Source organism: Pseudonocardia yuanmonensis (genome assembly GCF_039542425.1).
Classification (GTDB): Bacteria; Actinomycetota; Actinomycetes; order Mycobacteriales; family Pseudonocardiaceae; genus Pseudonocardia; species Pseudonocardia yuanmonensis.
The window spans coordinates 367,513-384,191 of the sequence record NZ_BAABIC010000001.1; the positions used below are offsets into that span (position 1 = coordinate 367,513).

Here is a 16,679-nt window from a genome sequence, read left to right on the forward strand (position 1 = left end):
ATCGGCGAGCGGCTGCTGCAGCGTGTTGCGGACGTCACGGGCTGGTCGTCCAGATGGACGAGGCGCTCATACCGGCTCACGTGCCTGGTGGGGCCGCTCTCATCCAGGACGAGCAGCGACAGCTGGAATCGCTGCTGCTTGGGCGGCCGCCGCGATCGCTTCCTCCGGCGAAGACGCGCAGGACGCGACACGGGGACGAGCTCTCGTAGGTCATCTGACGCGCACGAAGGAAGGCGAAGGGAATGGACCCCATCTACCGCGTCGGCAACGATGTCCACGTCCTGCCTAGCAGCTTGCCCATTCCGGGCATCGGCACATTGGTCGTGAACGCGTACGTAATTCTTGCCAGGGAGCCGGTCCTGGTGGACACAGGGCTCGCCATGGACGGCGAGGAGTTCGAGCACGCGCTGCGCTCGATCGTGGACCCGGCAGACATCCGCTGGATCTGGCTCACCCATGACGACGCCGATCACACCGGCAATCTCGAGCGGGTCATGTCACTGGCTCCGGCGGCTCGCCTGCTGACACATGGCCTCGGCGCGTTGCGCATGTCCACATGGTGGCCCGTTCCCCTCGATCGGGTGAGGGCGCTGCAGCCCGGGGACCGAATCGACGTGGGAGACCGTTACCTCCGCGGTATGCGGCCACCGCTGTTCGACAATCCGATGACAACCGGCCTGCTCGACGAGCTGACCGGCGCGATGTACACAGTTGACACGTTCGGTGCGATCCTGCCGAGCGTCCCGGAGAACTGCGACGACGTTCCCGAAGCGGACCTCGTCGACGGAATCGTCGGCTGGGCGGCGTTCGACTCGCCGTGGACGCAGCTCGTCGACCACGCCCGCTTCCGGGCGGCGGCCAACGAGGTCGCACGGCTGCAACCTACGACCATCTTCGGTTCCCACCTGCCCAGCGCGTCCGGCCGTATGGCCAGGCAGTTCGTCGAGGTCATCGCGTCGGTTCCCGCCCGCCCACCGTTCGTCCCGCCGGACCACGCAGCCTTCGCGTCGATCTTCTCTACGCTCGGTGCAGCTGCCCCAACTCCACCCGCCTGATCGACCGTGAGGAGGACGACATGACCCCCACCGACACGGTGCCAGCCGCCAAGGCCACGGTGTGCCCGACGCTCACCGGGATCCATCACATCGGCATCACGGTCACCGACATCGAGGCGAGCGCTGCCTGGTACGAGCGGGTGCTTGGGCTCGGCCGCCTCTTTCAGGTACGCCACTACCGCAGCGAGGCGAACGGTCACACGATCGTGCTCGGTCCGCCCGACGGGTCGTTCACCCTGGGAATCGATCACCACCCGGCGAACACGGGGGACGGCTTCGACCCTACCCGGACCGGCCTGGATCACCTGTCCTTCCAGGTCGAGTCGGTCGACGCACTGCACGCTTGGGTGACGCACCTGGAGGGCCAGGGCGTATCGAACTCCGGCGTGTACCCCATGGCGGGCTTCCCGCTCTCGCTGGTGACGTTCTGCGACCCAGACGACGTGCAGCTCGAGTTCATCGCCTTCCACGGCTGAGCACACCGCGTTGCCACGACACCCCGGGCTGAAGAGCCCGACGCCGACATCGGCGACCGGGCTTATCACTCGCGAGGCGAGACCGGGATCGACCAGACTCCTCGGTCTCGGCCTCGGCGGTGCGTCAGCACGGCGACCTCCCGACCGCCGACTCGTGACGTTCAACTTCACGACCTACGCGGACTCGCCGAGCACGAGGCCTCCAACTCGTCCACTGAGAACACTCGCCGTGGAATGCCTCGTGGAACGAACTACAGCAGCGGGGAGGGCACCACAGACACAGGACGCGAACAGAAAGCCCAGGTAGGATGCTGGAGGACGTGGGCGATCACGACATCTACCGCCCTCCGGAGGCGGGAGCGCAGGTTCGAATCCTGCCGGGGGCACCCATCCACCACGACGCGGCTCCGGCCGCTCGTCGTGTTCTCGGGGCCGACAGCCGACCGACAGCGGCCTGACAGCGGCCGCACCCACACTTCCCGGGCCGGACGCGATCGGCGCGTCCCCGACCCGGAGGTGCCACCTCGTGACTTCCTCGCCGACCACGATCGCCGACCACGTCGTCGCGCCCGACGGCACCAGGATCGGCTTCTGGACCAGCGGCGACGGCCCGCCCGTCGTCATGGTGCACGGGGCGATGGCCGACCACACCACCCTCGACCGGGTGGTGCCGCTGCTGGCCCCGCACGTCACGGTGCACGCGGTGGACCGCCGCGGCCGCGGGATCAGCGACGACGGGCCCGACTACGCGATCGAGCGCGAGTACGACGACCTCGCCGCCGTGGCGGCCGCCGTCGCCGCCCGCGCGGGCGGCCCGGTCACGCTCTACGGCCATTCCTACGGCGCCACGTGCGCCCTCGGCACCGCGCTCCGCTCGCCCGACGTGGCCCGGCTGGCGCTCTACGAGCCCGCCTTCGCCGGCACCGCCCATCATCCGGCGCCCCTGCTGGACCGGCTGGAGGAGCTCGTCGTGCGCGGCGAGCGGGAGGCGGCCGTGGAGACGACGCTCCGCGAGGTGCTGGAGGTCCCGGAGGCCGACGTCGCCGCGATGCGGGCGCTGCCGTCGTGGTCGGCGCGGGTCGGGGCCGCCCCGACGATCCCGCGCGAGCTGCGCACGGCCACGGCCCGGATCCTCGACCCCGCGTCGTACGCGCACCTCGCCATGCCCACCCTGTTGCTCGACGGCGAGCGGAGCCCGGCCGGCCAGCGCGCCGTGGTCGCGACCTTGGCGGGGGCGCTGCCCGCCGCCCGCGTCGCGGTGCTGCCGGGGCAGGGCCACCTCGCCCAGGTCACGGCACCGGAGCTCGTGGCGGGGGCGGTGCTCGACCTCGCCCTGGGCCCGTAGCGCCCACCGAAGGCTGGGCACGGGACCTCGCCCACCTGCGGCGATCCCGCGCCCTGGCTACGATCTCCCGGTGCCCGATCCGCCCACCACCACCGGTGTCGCGGACCGGCGTTTCACGGCCGACCTCGAGCGCGCCCTGCAGCCGCTGGAGGACCCCGAGGAGATCATGCGGGTCGTCGCGCGGATGCTGGGCGAGCACCTGCGGGTCGACCGGTCCGCCTACGCGGAGGCGGAGGCGGACGAGGACCACTTCACGATGACGGGCAGCTACGCCCGGGGACTGCCGCCGCTGAGCGGCCGGATGGCGATGTCGGAGTTCAGCGCCGACACGCTGCGCTGCATGCGCGAGGGCGTGCCCTACGTGCTCGACGACGCCGAGACCGATCCCCGGGTGCTGCCGGAGCAGCGCGAGATCTACCACCGCACCGGCATCGCGGCCGTGATCTGCACGCCGCTGCACAAGGGCGGCCGGTTCGTCGCGGCGATGGCCGTGCACCAGGCCACGCCCCGGCACTGGACACCGGACGAGGTGGCCCTGCTCGACGCCGTCGTCGTCCGGTGCTGGGAGTCCCTGCAACGCGTCCACGCGCACGCGCGCGTCCGCGAGGGCGAGGAGCGCTACCGCCTGCTCGCCGAGCGCGCGACGGACGGGATCTGGCTCGCCGACGCCGACGGCCACTACACCGATGTCAACCCGGCCGCGTGCGCGATGCTCGGGTACACCCGCGAGGAGCACCTGCGGCTGTCCGTGGCCGACATCGTGCGACCCGCGGACCGGGACCGGCTCGACGGGCTGCTCGCGCGGCTGCGCCTGGGCGCGCCGGTGAGCGAGGTCTGGGAGCTGCGCCGGCGCGACGGCGGCACCGTCCCCGTCGAGCTGTCCATGCGGTTCGCCGGCGGGCGGCTGCAGGCGATCGGCCGGGACATCACCGAGCGGCAGCGCGCCGAGGCCGAGCGCGAGCGGCTGCTGCGCCGCGAGCAGGAGGCCAACCGCCAGCTCGGGCTGCTGCAGCGGGCCACCGCCGCACTGTCGGCCGCCGACACGCCGGCCCGGGTGGCGGAGGTGGCCGTCGAGCAGGTGCGGGAGCTGCTCGGACCGTGCGGGGTGGCCGTGTGGGAGGCCGGGGAGGAGGGCCTGCACAGCACCGCCGTCGTCGGCTGGGAGGACGAGCGGCTGGCCGACGGCGGTGCGCTGACCGCCCGCCCGGACGGCCTGCTCGCGGGTCTGCCCGGCGCGCCGCCGCTGTGGCTGCTCGAGGACGGGACGGCCGAGGCGGCGGACCTCGGCTGGGCGGGGCGCCACGAGCGGACCCGCGAGGCCCTGAGACGCCACGGGTACGGCTCGCTCGGGTGTCTCCCGCTCGAGGCGGCCGACCGGCCCGGTCTGCTCACGGTCGGCCTGCCGCTCGGCCGGGTGCCGAGCGCCACCGAGCGGGCGACCGCCGAGTCGCTGGCCGACCAGTGCGCCCAGGCGCTGCACCGGGCCCGGCTGCTGGAGGCCGAGCGCGAGGTCGCGACCGTGCTGCAGCGCAGCCTGCTGCCCCGCGAGCTGCCCGCCCTGGCCCGGCTCGCCGCCTCGGCCCGGTACACGCCGTCGGCGGAGTACTCCCAGGCCGGCGGCGACTGGTACGACCTGCTCCCCCTCGACGGGACCCGGGTCGCCCTGGTGATCGGGGACGTCGTCGGACACGGGCCGGCGGCCGCCGCCGTGATGGGGCAGCTGCGCAGCGCCCTGGCCGGGCACCTGCTCGACGGCCGCTCCCCCGCCGCCGCGCTGGAGCGCCTCGACCGGTTCGCCGCGCACGTCCCCGGCTCGGCGGGCAGCACCTGCGCCTGCCTCACCTTCGACTGGTCGGACGGGGTGCTGCGCTGGTCCTCGGCCGGGCACCCGCCCGTCCTGCTGCTCGACGGGGACGGGTCCCGGTTCCTGGCCGGCGGCGAGGGCACCGTCCTGGGCACCCCCGCGCGGCCGCCTCGACCCGAGGGCGTCGAGGTCCTCGGCGCCGGGACCTCGCTGGTGCTGTACACGGACGGCCTGGTGGAGACCCGGGACGAGGTGCTCGACGCCGGGCTGGGCCGGCTCGCCGCGGTCGTGCGCGAGCACGCGGACCTCGATCCGGCCGCGCTGACCGAGCAGGTCGTGCGCGGGGTCCTCGGCGGCTACGCCCCCACGGACGACGTCGCCCTGCTCGTCGTGCGGACCGTCCCGGCCCCGGTGACCGGCACCCACCCGGCCGGCGCCACCAGCCTGCGCGCAATGCGGCGCGCCGCCGCCGCGTGGCTGGTCGAGGCGGGGGTGCCGCCCGAGACCGCCGACGACGTCCAGCTCACCCTCGGCGAGGCGGCGGCCAACGCCGTCGAGCACGCCTATCCGGAGGGCGGCGGCGACTTCACCTGGTCCCTGGCACGGGCGGGCGACGGCGCCGTCGAGGTCACCGTGACCGACCGCGGGCGCTGGCGCCCGGTCCCCGCCGACTCCGGCTACCGCGGGCACGGCCTGCGGGTGCTGCGCGAGCTCGGCGAGGAGCTGGGCATCGAGCGGGGCGCGGACGGCACCCGGGTGGCCTTCCGGGTCCCGCCCGGCACCGCGCCGCCGGCGCCCGCCGCGGCGGCGCGGCACCGGACCGTCGTGCCGGTCCCGGTGGGCACGGCCTGGCGGACCGGGCCCGAGGACGAGCGGATCCTCGTCGTCACCGGCGACGTCGACCTGGCCGGGCGCGAGGCCGTGGCACGGGAGCTGCTACCGGCGCGCGAGCCCGGCCGCGCGCTCGTCGTCGACCTGAGCGCGGTGCCCTACCTCAGCAGCGCGGGGATCGCCCTGCTCAGTGAGGCGGCCGCTTTGCGGCCCCGGCTCGCCGTGGTGGTCGCCGCGGGCAGCGCCCCGGCCCGCGCCCTGGAGGTCACGGGGCTCGCCGCGGTCCTCGCGGTCCGCGTGACCGCGGTCACGGGCTGATCGCCCCGCACAACGCCGTCGGCGCCGTCGTGAGCGGGATGTGACACGGCGGACCGATTGCGCTGACCTGGCGGCAATCGCCCGTTCCTAGCGTCGACCGGGCGGGGTGACCGAGAACCCGCCCAGTTCGGCAGCGCGACGGCACGGAGGACATCAGGCGTGGGCACACCGGACCCCGGCCCGCTCACCAGCGTTCGCACGGTCTGCTCCTACTGCGGCGTCGGCTGCGGGATGGTGCTGGACCTCGAACCCGGCCCGGACGGGTCCCCCCGGATCCGCAAGGTCCGCGGCGACGCCGAGCACCCCGCCAACGCCGGCCGGCTGTGCACCAAGGGCGCGCACAGCGCCGAGATGCTCGTTGCCGACGGCCGGCTCCGCACCGCGCTGCGCCGTCCCGCCCGGCGCGCCGAGCCCGAGCCCACACCGGTCGACGCCGCGATCACGGAGACCGCGCGGCGGCTGCGGGCGGTCCTCGACGAGCACGGGCCGGACGCGCTGTCGCTCTACGTCTCCGGGCAGATGACCCTGGAGGCCCAGTACCTCGCCACCAAGCTCGCCAAGGGCTTCTGGCGGACGAGGTGGATCGAGTCGAACTCGCGGCTCTGCATGGCCAGCGCCGGCACCGGCTACAAGCAGTCGCTCGGTTCCGACGGGCCGCCCGGCTCCTACGCCGACCTCGACCACGCGGATGTCCTCCTGGTGGTCGGCGCGAACGTGGCCGACTGCCACCCGATCCTGTTCCTGCGCATGATGGACCGCGTCAAGCAGGGCGCGAAGCTGATCGTCGTCGACCCGCGGCGGACCGCGACCGCCGCCAAGGCCGACCTGTTCCTGCAGCTCGAGCCCGGCACCGACCTCGCGCTGCTCAACGGGCTGCTGCACCTGCTCGTCGAGCAGGGTGCGGTCGACGAGGAGTTCGTCGCCGAGTTCACCGAGGGCTGGGAGGCGATGCCGGAGTTCCTCGCGGACTACGCCCCGGAGGCCGTCGCCGCGATCACCGGCGTGCCCGAGGCGGACCTGCGCGAGGCGGCCCGGCTGATCGGCGGCGCGGCCAACTGGACGAGCTGCTGGACCATGGGGCTCAACCAGAGCACGCACGGCACCTGGAACACGAACGCCCTGGTCAACCTGCATCTCGCCACCGGCGCGATCTGCCGGACCGGCTCGGGCCCCTTCTCGCTGACCGGCCAGCCCAACGCCATGGGTGGGCGCGAGATGGGCTACATGGGCCCGGGGCTGCCCGGCCAGCGCGCCGTGCTCTCCGCCGACGACCGTCGGTTCGTCGAGGAGCTGTGGGCGGTGCCCGAGGGGACGATCCGCGCGGACGTCGGCACCGGGACGATCGACATGTTCGCGCGGATGGCCGAGGGCGAGATCAAGGCCTGCTGGGTCGTCTGCACCAACCCGGTCGCGAGCGTGGCCAACCGGGCGACGGTGATCGACGGGCTGCAGCGCTGCGAGTTCGTGGTGACCCAGGACGTCTTCGCCGGCACGGAGACCAACGGCCACGCCGACGTCGTGCTGCCGGCGGCCATGTGGGCCGAGGTCGAGGGCGTGATGATCAACTCGGAGCGGAACATGACGCTCCTGCAGCCGGCGGTCGCGGCGCCGGGCGAGGCCCTGCCGGACTGGCAGATCATCGCCCGGGTGGCGTGCGAGATGGGCTACGCCGAGCACTTCACGTACTCGTCGGCCGAGGAGGTGTTCGAGGAGCTCAAGCAGGCCTGGAACCCGGCCACGGGCTACGACGTCCGCGGGGTGACCTACGAGCGGCTGCGCGCCACCCCGGTGCAGTGGCCGGCCGCGCCGGACGGGCCGGACCGCAACCCGGTGCGCTACCTGAACGACGGGATCAGCCAGCGCCGCCGGGGCGAGGGGCGGCTGTCCTTCGCCACGCCGTCGGGCAGGGCGCAGTTCCTCCCCCGCCCGCACATGCCGCAGGCCGAACTGCCGGACGACGAGTACCCGCTCGTCCTGACGACGGGCCGGCTCCAGCACCACTGGCACACGCTGACCAAGACCGGCAAGGTGCCGGCGCTGACGAAGCTCAACCCCGGCCCGTTCGTCGAGATCCACCCGGCGGACGCCGAGGCCGCGGGCATCGCCGACGGGGACCGGGTCGCCGTGTCCTCGCGGCGCGGGCGCGCGGTGCTGCCCGCCGTGGTCACCGACCGGATGCGCCCCGGGACGTGCTGGGCGCCCTTCCACTGGAGCGACCTGTTCGGCGAGGACCTCGCCGTCAACGCGGTGACCAACGACGCCGTCGACCCCGCCTCCCTGCAACCGGAGCTCAAGGCGTGCGCGGTCGCGCTGACCAGGGTCGCGCCCGCCGAGGCCCCCGTGAGCGGCGATCGTCGTCGAAGCGACGATCCGCACTCGCGACGGGTCGGGGAGGCGCTGGGGCTCGACCTGGCCCCGCCGGTGCTGACCGGGGCGGAGCGGCGCTACCTCGCGGGCTTCCTCGCCGGGGTGGAGCGGGGCGGGGCGCCGGGCGTGCCCGTGCTGCCCGCCGCGGCACCCGTCGGCCGGGACGCGGCGGCGTGGATCAACGGCATGCTGGCCGGGACCTTCTCGCGGCTCGCGGCCGGGGCGCCCGAGAACGCCCCGCCGGAGGGACGGCCGCTCGTCGTCCTGTGGGCGTCGCAGACCGGCAACGCGGAGGGCGTCGCCTCGGCCGTCGCGGCGCGGCTCACCGCAGCCGGACGGCATCCGCAGCTGCTCTGCATGGGTGACACCTGTCCGGACGCTCTTCCCCCGAACGCCGACCTCCTGGTGGTCACGAGCACGTTCGGCGACGGCGACGCCCCGGACGTGGGGTCCGACTTCTGGGAGGACCTCGCCGGCGACCGGCCGCCGCTGCGGGACGTGCGGTTCGCGGTGCTCGCGCTCGGCGACCCGAGCTACTCCGAGTTCTGCGGGCACGGCCGGCGGGTCGACACGCGGCTGGCCGAGCTCGGCGGAACCCGGCTGCTCGACCGCGTGGACTGCGACCCCGACTTCGAGGGCCCGGCCGCCGCGTGGACCGAGCAGGTCGTGGGCCTGCTGACGGGCGCGCCGGCCGGCACGTGCGCACCGGCCACCACCCGGCCCGTCCCGCCACCGGCCGCCCCACCTGCGGAGACGGCGCCCGTGTCCGTGGACGCCACGCTGCGCGAGGCCCGCCTGCTCAGCCTGCCCGGCTCGGCCAAGGAGGTCCGCCGGTTCACCCTCGCCGGCGAGGACGACTTCTCCTACGAGGCGGGGGACGCCCTCAGCGTCCGGCCGGTCAACCATCCCGACCTCGTCGAGGAGTGGCTGGAGCTCACCGGCCTGCCCGCCGACGAGGCGGTCACGGTGCGCGGCGCGGACATGGCGTTCGCCGTGGCGCTGGGCCGGCACCTCGACATCACCCGGATCTCCCCGGCGCTGCTCACGTTCGTCGCCGAGCGCACCGGCGACCGGGTGCTCAAGGAGCTGCTGCGGGCCGGGCACGGCACCGACCTCGCCCGCTGGACCTGGGACCGGCAGGCCCCGGACGTCCTCGGCGAGTACCCGGTCAGGGCCTCGGCACAGGAGTGGGCGGACACGCTGACCGCCCTGCAGCCCCGCCAGTACTCGATCTCCTCCAGCCCCCTGACCAGCCCCGACGCCGTCTCGCTGACCGTCTCGGTGGTCCGCTTCACCAGCCGGCACGGACGGTCCCGCCGCGGGGTGTGCTCCACCTTCCTCGCCGACGCGGCGGGCGACGGTCCGACGCCGGTGCTCGTCAGGTCGTCGCCCCGGTTCCGGCCCCCGGCCGACCCCGCCACCCCGATGATCATGGTCGGTCCGGGCACCGGGGTGGCCCCGTTCGTCGGGTTCCTCGAGGACCGGCGGGCCCGCGGGCACACCGCGCCGAACTGGCTGTTCTTCGGCGAGCAGCGCTGCGCGACGGACTTCTACTACCGCGAGGAGCTGGAGGGCATGCGGGCCGACGGCACGCTCACCCGGCTCGACCTCGCCTTCTCCCGGGACCAGCGGCACAAGGTCTACGTGCAGGACCGGATGCGCGAGCACGGCGCCCAGCTGTGGCGCTGGCTCGCCGACGGCGCCCACTTCTACGTCTGCGGCGACGCGGGCCGGATGGCCAAGGACGTCGACCTGGCGCTGCGGGACGTCGTCGCCGCGCACGGCGGGATGGACGCCGACCGCACGGCCGCCTACGTGAAACAGCTGGTCGCCGACGGCCGCTACGTGCGGGACGTGTACTGATCATCTCCTGGCCACGGGCGAAAACCATGATCGTCGACGTTCCGTCAGGGCTCCTTCACCGCGAGTTCACCTCACCCGTATGCTCGCCCCGTCCGGCCGACGGTTCGGCCGATGGGGGGACGATGACGATCGACGACGCACGCGACGCGGTCACGCCGCCGAGGGGCCTGGTGGCCCGGCCCGCGGCCGAGATCCCGGCCTGGCGCGGACTGGTGGTGTTCGTGGTCCGCGAGGCCGCCGCACACCAGATCGACGAGGCGGTCGCCGGCATCGCGCGCGGCCTGGAGATCCTCGACGTCGTCGTGCTCGACCCCGCACAGCGCGCCGCCGCGCGGGCCGGGCTCGCCGGCGCCGACTGGGGGCCCGGCGGCAAGCCGGTCCCCGGCGGCGGCCCGCACACCTTCGTGATCGCCTGCGACGTCGCGCCGCCCGTCGGCGTCGTGCACGGCGTCCGCAGCATGGCCGACCGGATCGACGAGGTCCGCGCACGCACCACGCACCGGCTGCTGCACATGCTGCCGCCCGAGCAGCACTACGAGCCGCTGCACGTGTCCCGGGGCCCGCAGCAGGCGCTGGACTTCCTGGAGGTCCTCGGCGACCTCGGGGTCCAGGCCCGGCTGCTCCCGCGCGTCACGGCCCTGATCGAGGCCTGCTCGGTGCCGTTCCCGCTGGTGCGGATGCTGGCGCCGGACTCCCCCGGCTACCGGGCGCGGGTCGCGCTCGTCGACCACCCGGTGCACGGGCGGACGGTGTGCAAGATCTTCCGGCCGGGCGCGCTCGAGTCCTTCCGCCGCGAGCTGCGGGCCCGCCAGGAGCTCGCCGACCTGCCCGAGGTGCCCGAGCTGCTCGAGCACGGGCCGAACTGGCTGCTCACGCCCTTCTACACGGACGTCGGGCGGCACCTCGTCCGCCCGCTCGCCGGGGTGAAGGAGATGCACCAGCTGCGGCCGGACGTCGTCCGCCGGCTGGCACGCTTCGCCCGTGACCTGCACGAACGCGGCAAGTTCGTGCTCGACCTCTCCCCCCACAACCTCATGTGGGACGCTCACGCGGGCCTCAAGGTGCTCGATCTCGAGTTCGTGCTCGACTACCCCGGGCCCGTGCCGCCCTTCGAGCAGTGCTGGAGCTTCCACGGGGTCCCGCGGGAGCTCCGCCGCATCGGGGACGGCCTGCCGGACCTGATGCTGACGAAGGGGGTCGGGAACTCGGTGTTCCATCCCGCCGTGTCCGGGCTGGCGCCGGAGAGCCTGCTCGCGCCGCCGCGCCGCGGCGAGACCGTGCGCCGCACCGCCACCCAGCTCGCCTGGTACGCCGGGCTCGCCGTGGCCGGTCGCGTGCACCCCGCGATGCGCCGATGACGGCGCTTCCCCCGGAGCCGCCCACGGAGCCGATCCCGAACCCCGGGCGCCCGGCCCGGCCGAGCCTCACGGCCCGGACGGTGCGCGGGTTCGCCTGGTCCTTCACGGGCTCGGTCGGGCAGGCGGTGCTGCAGATCGCGGCGACCGTGGTGCTCGCCCGGCTGCTCACCCCGGAGGAGTTCGGCTCGGTCGCGGCGGCGCTGCTCGTCGTCGGGCTCACCCAGCTCGTCACGCAGCTGGGGGTGGCGGCGGCGCTGGTGCACCGCCGCGAGCTCACCGACCGGGACGTCGCGGCGGCCTTCTGGTTCTCGATCCTGCTCTCCGCGGTCTTCGCCGCGCTGCTGTTCGCGTTCGCGCCGTCGGTGAACGGGCTGGTCGGGCTGCCCGCGGACTCCGGCCTGCTCCGGATGCTGTCGGTCACACTCGTGCTGGCCGGGGCCACCGCCGTGCCCACCGGGCTCCTGCAGCGGGACCTGCGCTTCCGGCCGATGGCCGTCGTCGACCTGGTCGCGGCCGGGCCGGGGATCATCGGCGTGTCCGTGGTGCTGGCGCTGCTCGGCTTCGGCGCGACCGCGCTGGCCTGGGCGGAGATCGCGGCGGCGCTGATCAAGTGCGTCGGGTACCTGGCGCTCACGCGGCCGTCGGTGGCGGTGGAGGCGCCGTCCGCGGCCTGGGGACGGCTGCGCCCGATGCTGAACTTCGGCTCGGGGTACTCGCTCACCCAGCTCGGCAACTGGATCGCGCTGAACGCGGACAACCTCGTCGTCGCCAACGTCCTGGGCACCGGCCCGCTCGGCGTCTACACGCGCGCCTACAACCTGCTCTCCGAGCCCGCGAACGTGATCGGCGGTGCCGCGGACAAGGCGCTGTTCCCGGCCATGGCCCGGGTGCGGGACGACGGCGCCCGGCTGCGGCACGCCTACGTCCGCACCTCCTCGCTCGTCGCGCTGGTGACCGCGCCCGCCGCGGTGCTGCTGTTCGTGCTCGCCCCCGAGGTCGTGCACATCCTGCTCGGCTCGCAGTGGGACGCGGTGATCCTGCCGGTCCAGGTGTTCGCGCTGGTCCTGCTGCCCCGCACCTCCTACAAGATCAGCACCTCGCTCACCCGCGCGACCGGCGCGGTCTACCGGGCGGCGTGGCGGCAGTGGCTCTACGCCGCCGAGGTCGTGCTGCTGTGCTCGGTCGGCGCGCGACTGTGGGGCGTGAACGGCGTCGCGATCGGGGCCTCGGTCGCCATCCTGGCGCACTTCCTCGTGATGCTGCGGTTCTCCGCGCGCGTCTCCGAGGGCCTGATGGGCGCGGTGCTGCGGATGTACGTCAAGCACGTGCCGGCTGTCGTGGCGGTCGCGCTGGCGAGCTGGGCCGTGGCCGCCGCGCTGCGCCCGGTCGGTTCGGACGTGCTCACCCTGGTCGCCGCGGCCGCCGCCGGCGGCGTCGCCGCGCTGGGCGTGCTGGCGCTGCTCCGGGGCCGGTTCGCGGAGGAGCTGGCGGTCGTCGCGAACCTGCGGCGGGGAAAGAAGGTGCCGGTCCCGGCGTGAGCCGGTAGGACGGCGCCATGAGCGACGGCGGGAACGTCAAGGCGGAGCTGCACCACTACTTCCGACAGGGCCGCGAGGCGCTCCTGTGGAAGCTCGACGGCGTCTCCGAGTTCGACGCCCGCCGCCCGCTCACGCCGACCGGCACGAACCTGCTGGGGCTGGTGAAACACACCGCCGTCGTCGTCGCGGGGTACTTCGGCGCGGTCTTCGACCGGCCCTTCCCGCAGCCGCTGCCGTGGGCGGAGGAGACCGCCGCGCCGAACGACGACATGTGGGCCCTGCCCGGCGAGACGCGGGCACGGATCGTCATCCTCTTCCACGACGCCAACGCCCACGCGGACGCCACCATCGACGCCCTCGACCTCGACTCCCCCGGCGACGTGCCGTGGTGGTCCGGGCCCGTCACGCTGAGCCGGATCCTCGTGCACGTGGTCGCGGAGGTGCACCGGCACGCCGGTCACGCCGACCTCGTCCGCGAGGCGGTCGACGGCTCCGCCGGCCTCCGCGCCGACAACTCCAACCTCGCCGAGGGTGACGCCGCGTGGTGGGCGGAGTACCGCGCCCGGCTCCAGGCGGAGGCGGAGCGGCACAGGTAGACGGGGGCCTGTGCGCGGAGCGCCACAGCCACCGCGGGTAGCGGAGAGGAGCCACGAGCGGGTACGGGACACCCGAGCGGGTGGTTCCGTTCGAGCACTCGCCGGAGAAGGAACCCGGCATCGGCAAGAGCTCCGGGCGACCGTTTCGCCCGCCCACGGATCGCCGGTCGGACGCCTCGCCCGTACGCCGATAGCAGGCTTCCGTTAACCGGTTCGCAACGACCCTGGCTGTCACCTCGCGTAGTCGGAGCACTACCTTCGCGGCCACAGTTCCAGGAGGTGACAGTCAGTGGCGCTTGCGTCGATCTTGTCCGGAATGCCCGATCTGTTGCAGCGCACGCTCGCGCAGCACACCCCCGATCCGCACGGGTACTGCCGGGAGTGTCGCGAGGCGTCCGGGATCGCCGCACCCTGGCCGTGCGTCACCCGCGAGGTCGCCGAGGAGGCCGAGTACATCCAGCGCGGCGGACTGCCCGGCACGCTCGGCGGCCGGCATCGCGGGCGGGGCTGAGACCCGGAGATCGAGGACGGAGCTCGAACCCGCGGGCGGCGGGGCCGCTGCCCCCGGTCTCCCGTGTCCTCCCGGGAGACCGTTCGAGATCCGAGCATCAGACGGCCTCATCGTCGACCGGTCGACGCACACCGGCGGCCCACGCCCGGGGCGCTCGTGGACCACGTCGGACGTCGGTGATCCCCTGTGGTCCGCCTCGGCTCCACTCAGGACCTTCGGCCGAACGGACGCACCGCCGCGGTCCGGGGCCGGGCGTTCGGGGCAACTCGGCCCGCAGCCGTCGCGAACGGCGCGCCGAACGGCACCGCACCTGTGAACGCGACCACCGCACCGACCGCCCGGCGAGACCGTCACCACCCGAACGGCCGTTCGTCGCTCGGCCCGATCCGATCGTCTCACCAGGGGCAACCTCTCCCGCTCTCCCGGCCCGGAACCCCCTAGCGTCGGTCTCGACCGGATCACGGGACGATCACGAACGGCCCTGGGCGACCCCGAACGCCCACCTCCCCAGCAGGGCCGATCCCCGTCGGGACCGCCCGTGGCCCGGTCGCCGTCCGACAGCTGAACACGAGAGGTCGCAGTGGCCCGGCATCGCTCCCCACGAGGCCGCACCGCGATCCCCCACCAGCAGCCGCAGCCGGCGCCGAGCTCCCCACGGCGTCGTCGCGGTCGGGTGGGGGACGCGGTCCGGTCGGTCCCCGGTCCCGTCCGTCACGGGTCCGCGCTCGCACTCGCCGCCGGCGGCGTCGTCGCCGTCCTGGCGGCCGCCGCCCCGCTAACGGCGTCCGTCGACGCCGCGCTCCCCACGAGCGCGACACCCGAGGCACGGCTCGCCGCCGACGCCGTTCCCGCCCCCGCGCCCGCGATCCCGGCGCAGCGCTCGGCACCCGCCGTCGAGATGACGGCACTGGCCGACGCCGCCCGGATCGCCGGCGAGCACGCCACCGCCGAGGTCGCGCGGCAGGAGAAGGCGGCCGAGGCCGCGCAGGCGGAGGCCTCGGCGGCCGAGGAGCGCGCCACGCAGGCGCTCGCTGGCCGGACCCTGCAGACGAGCTCCGGCAGCACCTCCTGCGGGATGGACACCGCGAACCTCGGCGCCGTCAAGCCCTGGGTGTCCGACGCCGTCGAGTTCCTGGGCTGCCAGTTCGGCGAGCCGCAGACGCTCGGCGTCGCCAGCCGCGGCAACGCCTCCGACCACCCCTCCGGCCTCGCGGCGGACTTCATGGTGGGCAGGGCGAGCGGCGACGCCATCGCGGACTGCGCCCTGCAGAACATGCAGGCGCTGGGCATCAGCTACGTGATCTGGCAGCAGCAGATCAACTACGGCAGCGGCTGGCAGCCCATGGAGGACCGCGGCGGCGCCACGGCCAACCACCTGGACCACGTGCACGTCTCGTTCGAGAGCTCGGCCCCCGCCGGGCGGCCCGCGGCCTGCTGACCCCGGCGCGCCGACGCCGGTAGAACTGGGGGATGGGCGACGGACTCCTCAGGCTCGAACGGCAGGTCGAGCTGCGGTTCGCGGGCGACACCGTCCGCACGGGCAACCACGTGAACCTCTCGGCCGTGCGGGTCGAGGGGTCCAGCGTGTGGCTCGCCGGCGACGAGACCGCGAGCATCGAGCGGCTCGAGCTCGATCGCGCGCTCGCCGTCGCCGACAAGCCGGTGAGCTTCCCGCTCGCCGAGCTGGTGCGGCTGCCCGGGCCGCCGGACCAGGAGGCGGACATCGAGGGCCTCGCCCGCTCCGGCGGGTTCCTCTGGGCGATCGGCTCGCACAGCCTCAAGCGGCGCCGCGTCAAGCCGGACAACGACGCGGCGCGCGCGTTGAAGCGGCTGGCCAAGGTCCGTCGGGAGGAGAACCGGTACGTCCTCGCGCGGCTCGCCGTCGAGACCTATACCGAGGGGCCGCCCGAGCTGGTGCTGCGCACGGCCGCCGGTGTCTGTTCCGCACTTGTCGGCGCGCCCGGCGGCGTCGGCCTGGCGGACCTGCTCGCGGACGACCCGCGGCTCGGCCCGTTCCTGCGCATCCCGGGCAAGGACAACGGGTTCGACGTCGAGGGCCTGGCCGTGCACGGCGAGTCCGTCTACGTCGGACTGCGCGGCCCGGTGCTGCGCGGCTGGGCGGTCGTCCTCGAGCTGCTCCCGCAGCCGGACCCCGCGGACGACGGCCGGCTCGTGCTCGGCGCCTTCCCGGACGGGGAGCGGTACCGCACCCACCTGCTCGACCTGGGCGGGCTCGGCGTGCGCGACCTGTGCCCGCACGGCGACGACCTGCTGGTCCTCGCCGGGCCGAGCATGGCGCTGTCCGGGCCGGTGCGGCTGTACCGGTGGCGGGACGCGGCCGCCTCGGACGCCGCCCTGCTCGTCCGCCGCGACCGGCTGCCGCTGGTCGGCGAGCTGCCGCACGGGCAGGGCGAGGACCACGCCGAGGGCGTCGCGCTGCTCCCCGGGGCCGGGCCGGCACGGCTGCTCGTGGTGCACGACAGCCCGGGACCCGACCGTCGGCCCACGCCGTCGTCGGTGCTCGCGGACGTCGTCACGCTGGACGGGTGAGCCGACCGCTCGCCGCGCACGCGGGCACGCACGTCTCACGGTGAGTCACCGGTACGCGGCTCTTCGT

General features: G+C 74.5%; 11 protein-coding genes and 1 tRNA gene. All 12 read left to right on the top strand.

The window, feature by feature from the left end; all coding sequences use genetic code 11:
• The first annotated feature begins 242 nt into the window (after positions 1-242).
• The gene (locus ABD990_RS01670) at positions 243-1,055 is read left to right on the top strand and encodes an MBL fold metallo-hydrolase (protein ID WP_345377821.1); all 813 of its coding nucleotides are present in this window, start codon (positions 243-245) and stop codon (positions 1,053-1,055) included.
• Between the two features lie 20 nt (positions 1,056-1,075).
• A complete protein-coding gene (locus ABD990_RS01675) occupies positions 1,076-1,531 on the top strand; it encodes a VOC family protein (RefSeq protein ID WP_345377822.1) in 456 nt (151 codons plus the stop codon).
• 297 nt (positions 1,532-1,828) lie between these two features.
• Positions 1,829-1,917: transfer RNA gene (locus ABD990_RS01680), tRNA-Arg, on the top strand.
• Positions 1,918-2,057: 140 nt separating this feature from the next.
• Positions 2,058-2,876 carry an alpha/beta fold hydrolase gene (locus ABD990_RS01685; RefSeq protein ID WP_345377823.1) on the top strand — a complete coding sequence of 273 codons (819 nt, stop codon included), beginning with the start codon at positions 2,058-2,060 and terminating at the stop codon, positions 2,874-2,876.
• Between the two features lie 70 nt (positions 2,877-2,946).
• The gene (locus ABD990_RS01690) at positions 2,947-5,829 is read left to right on the top strand and encodes a SpoIIE family protein phosphatase (RefSeq protein ID WP_345377824.1); all 2,883 of its coding nucleotides are present in this window, start codon (positions 2,947-2,949) and stop codon (positions 5,827-5,829) included.
• A 159-nt stretch (positions 5,830-5,988) separates the two neighbouring features.
• On the top strand, positions 5,989-10,059 hold the full coding sequence (locus ABD990_RS01695) for a bifunctional nitrate reductase/sulfite reductase flavoprotein subunit alpha (protein WP_345377825.1): 4,071 nt from the start codon (positions 5,989-5,991) through the stop codon (positions 10,057-10,059).
• A 122-nt stretch (positions 10,060-10,181) separates the two neighbouring features.
• A complete protein-coding gene (locus ABD990_RS01700; RefSeq protein WP_345377826.1) occupies positions 10,182-11,417 on the top strand; it encodes a hypothetical protein in 1,236 nt (411 codons plus the stop codon).
• Positions 11,414-12,955: a lipopolysaccharide biosynthesis protein gene (locus ABD990_RS01705; RefSeq protein WP_345377827.1), complete on the top strand. Its 1,542-nt coding sequence runs from the start codon at positions 11,414-11,416 to the stop codon at positions 12,953-12,955. The genes ABD990_RS01700 and ABD990_RS01705 overlap by 4 nt, the downstream gene beginning before the upstream one ends.
• A gap of 17 nt (positions 12,956-12,972) precedes the next feature.
• Entirely contained in the window at positions 12,973-13,551 is a 579-nt protein-coding gene (locus ABD990_RS01710; RefSeq protein ID WP_345377828.1) for a DinB family protein, read from the top strand.
• Positions 13,552-13,867: 316 nt separating this feature from the next.
• Positions 13,868-14,062 (top strand): hypothetical protein, encoded by a 195-nt coding sequence (locus ABD990_RS01715; RefSeq protein ID WP_345377829.1) that lies wholly within the window; start codon positions 13,868-13,870, stop codon positions 14,060-14,062.
• A gap of 673 nt (positions 14,063-14,735) precedes the next feature.
• Positions 14,736-15,500 (top strand): VldE C-terminal domain-containing protein, encoded by a 765-nt coding sequence (locus ABD990_RS01720; RefSeq protein ID WP_345377830.1) that lies wholly within the window; start codon positions 14,736-14,738, stop codon positions 15,498-15,500.
• A 32-nt stretch (positions 15,501-15,532) separates the two neighbouring features.
• Positions 15,533-16,612 carry a DUF3616 domain-containing protein gene (locus ABD990_RS01725; RefSeq protein ID WP_345377831.1) on the top strand — a complete coding sequence of 360 codons (1,080 nt, stop codon included), beginning with the start codon at positions 15,533-15,535 and terminating at the stop codon, positions 16,610-16,612.
• Positions 16,613-16,679: the final 67 nt, after the last annotated feature.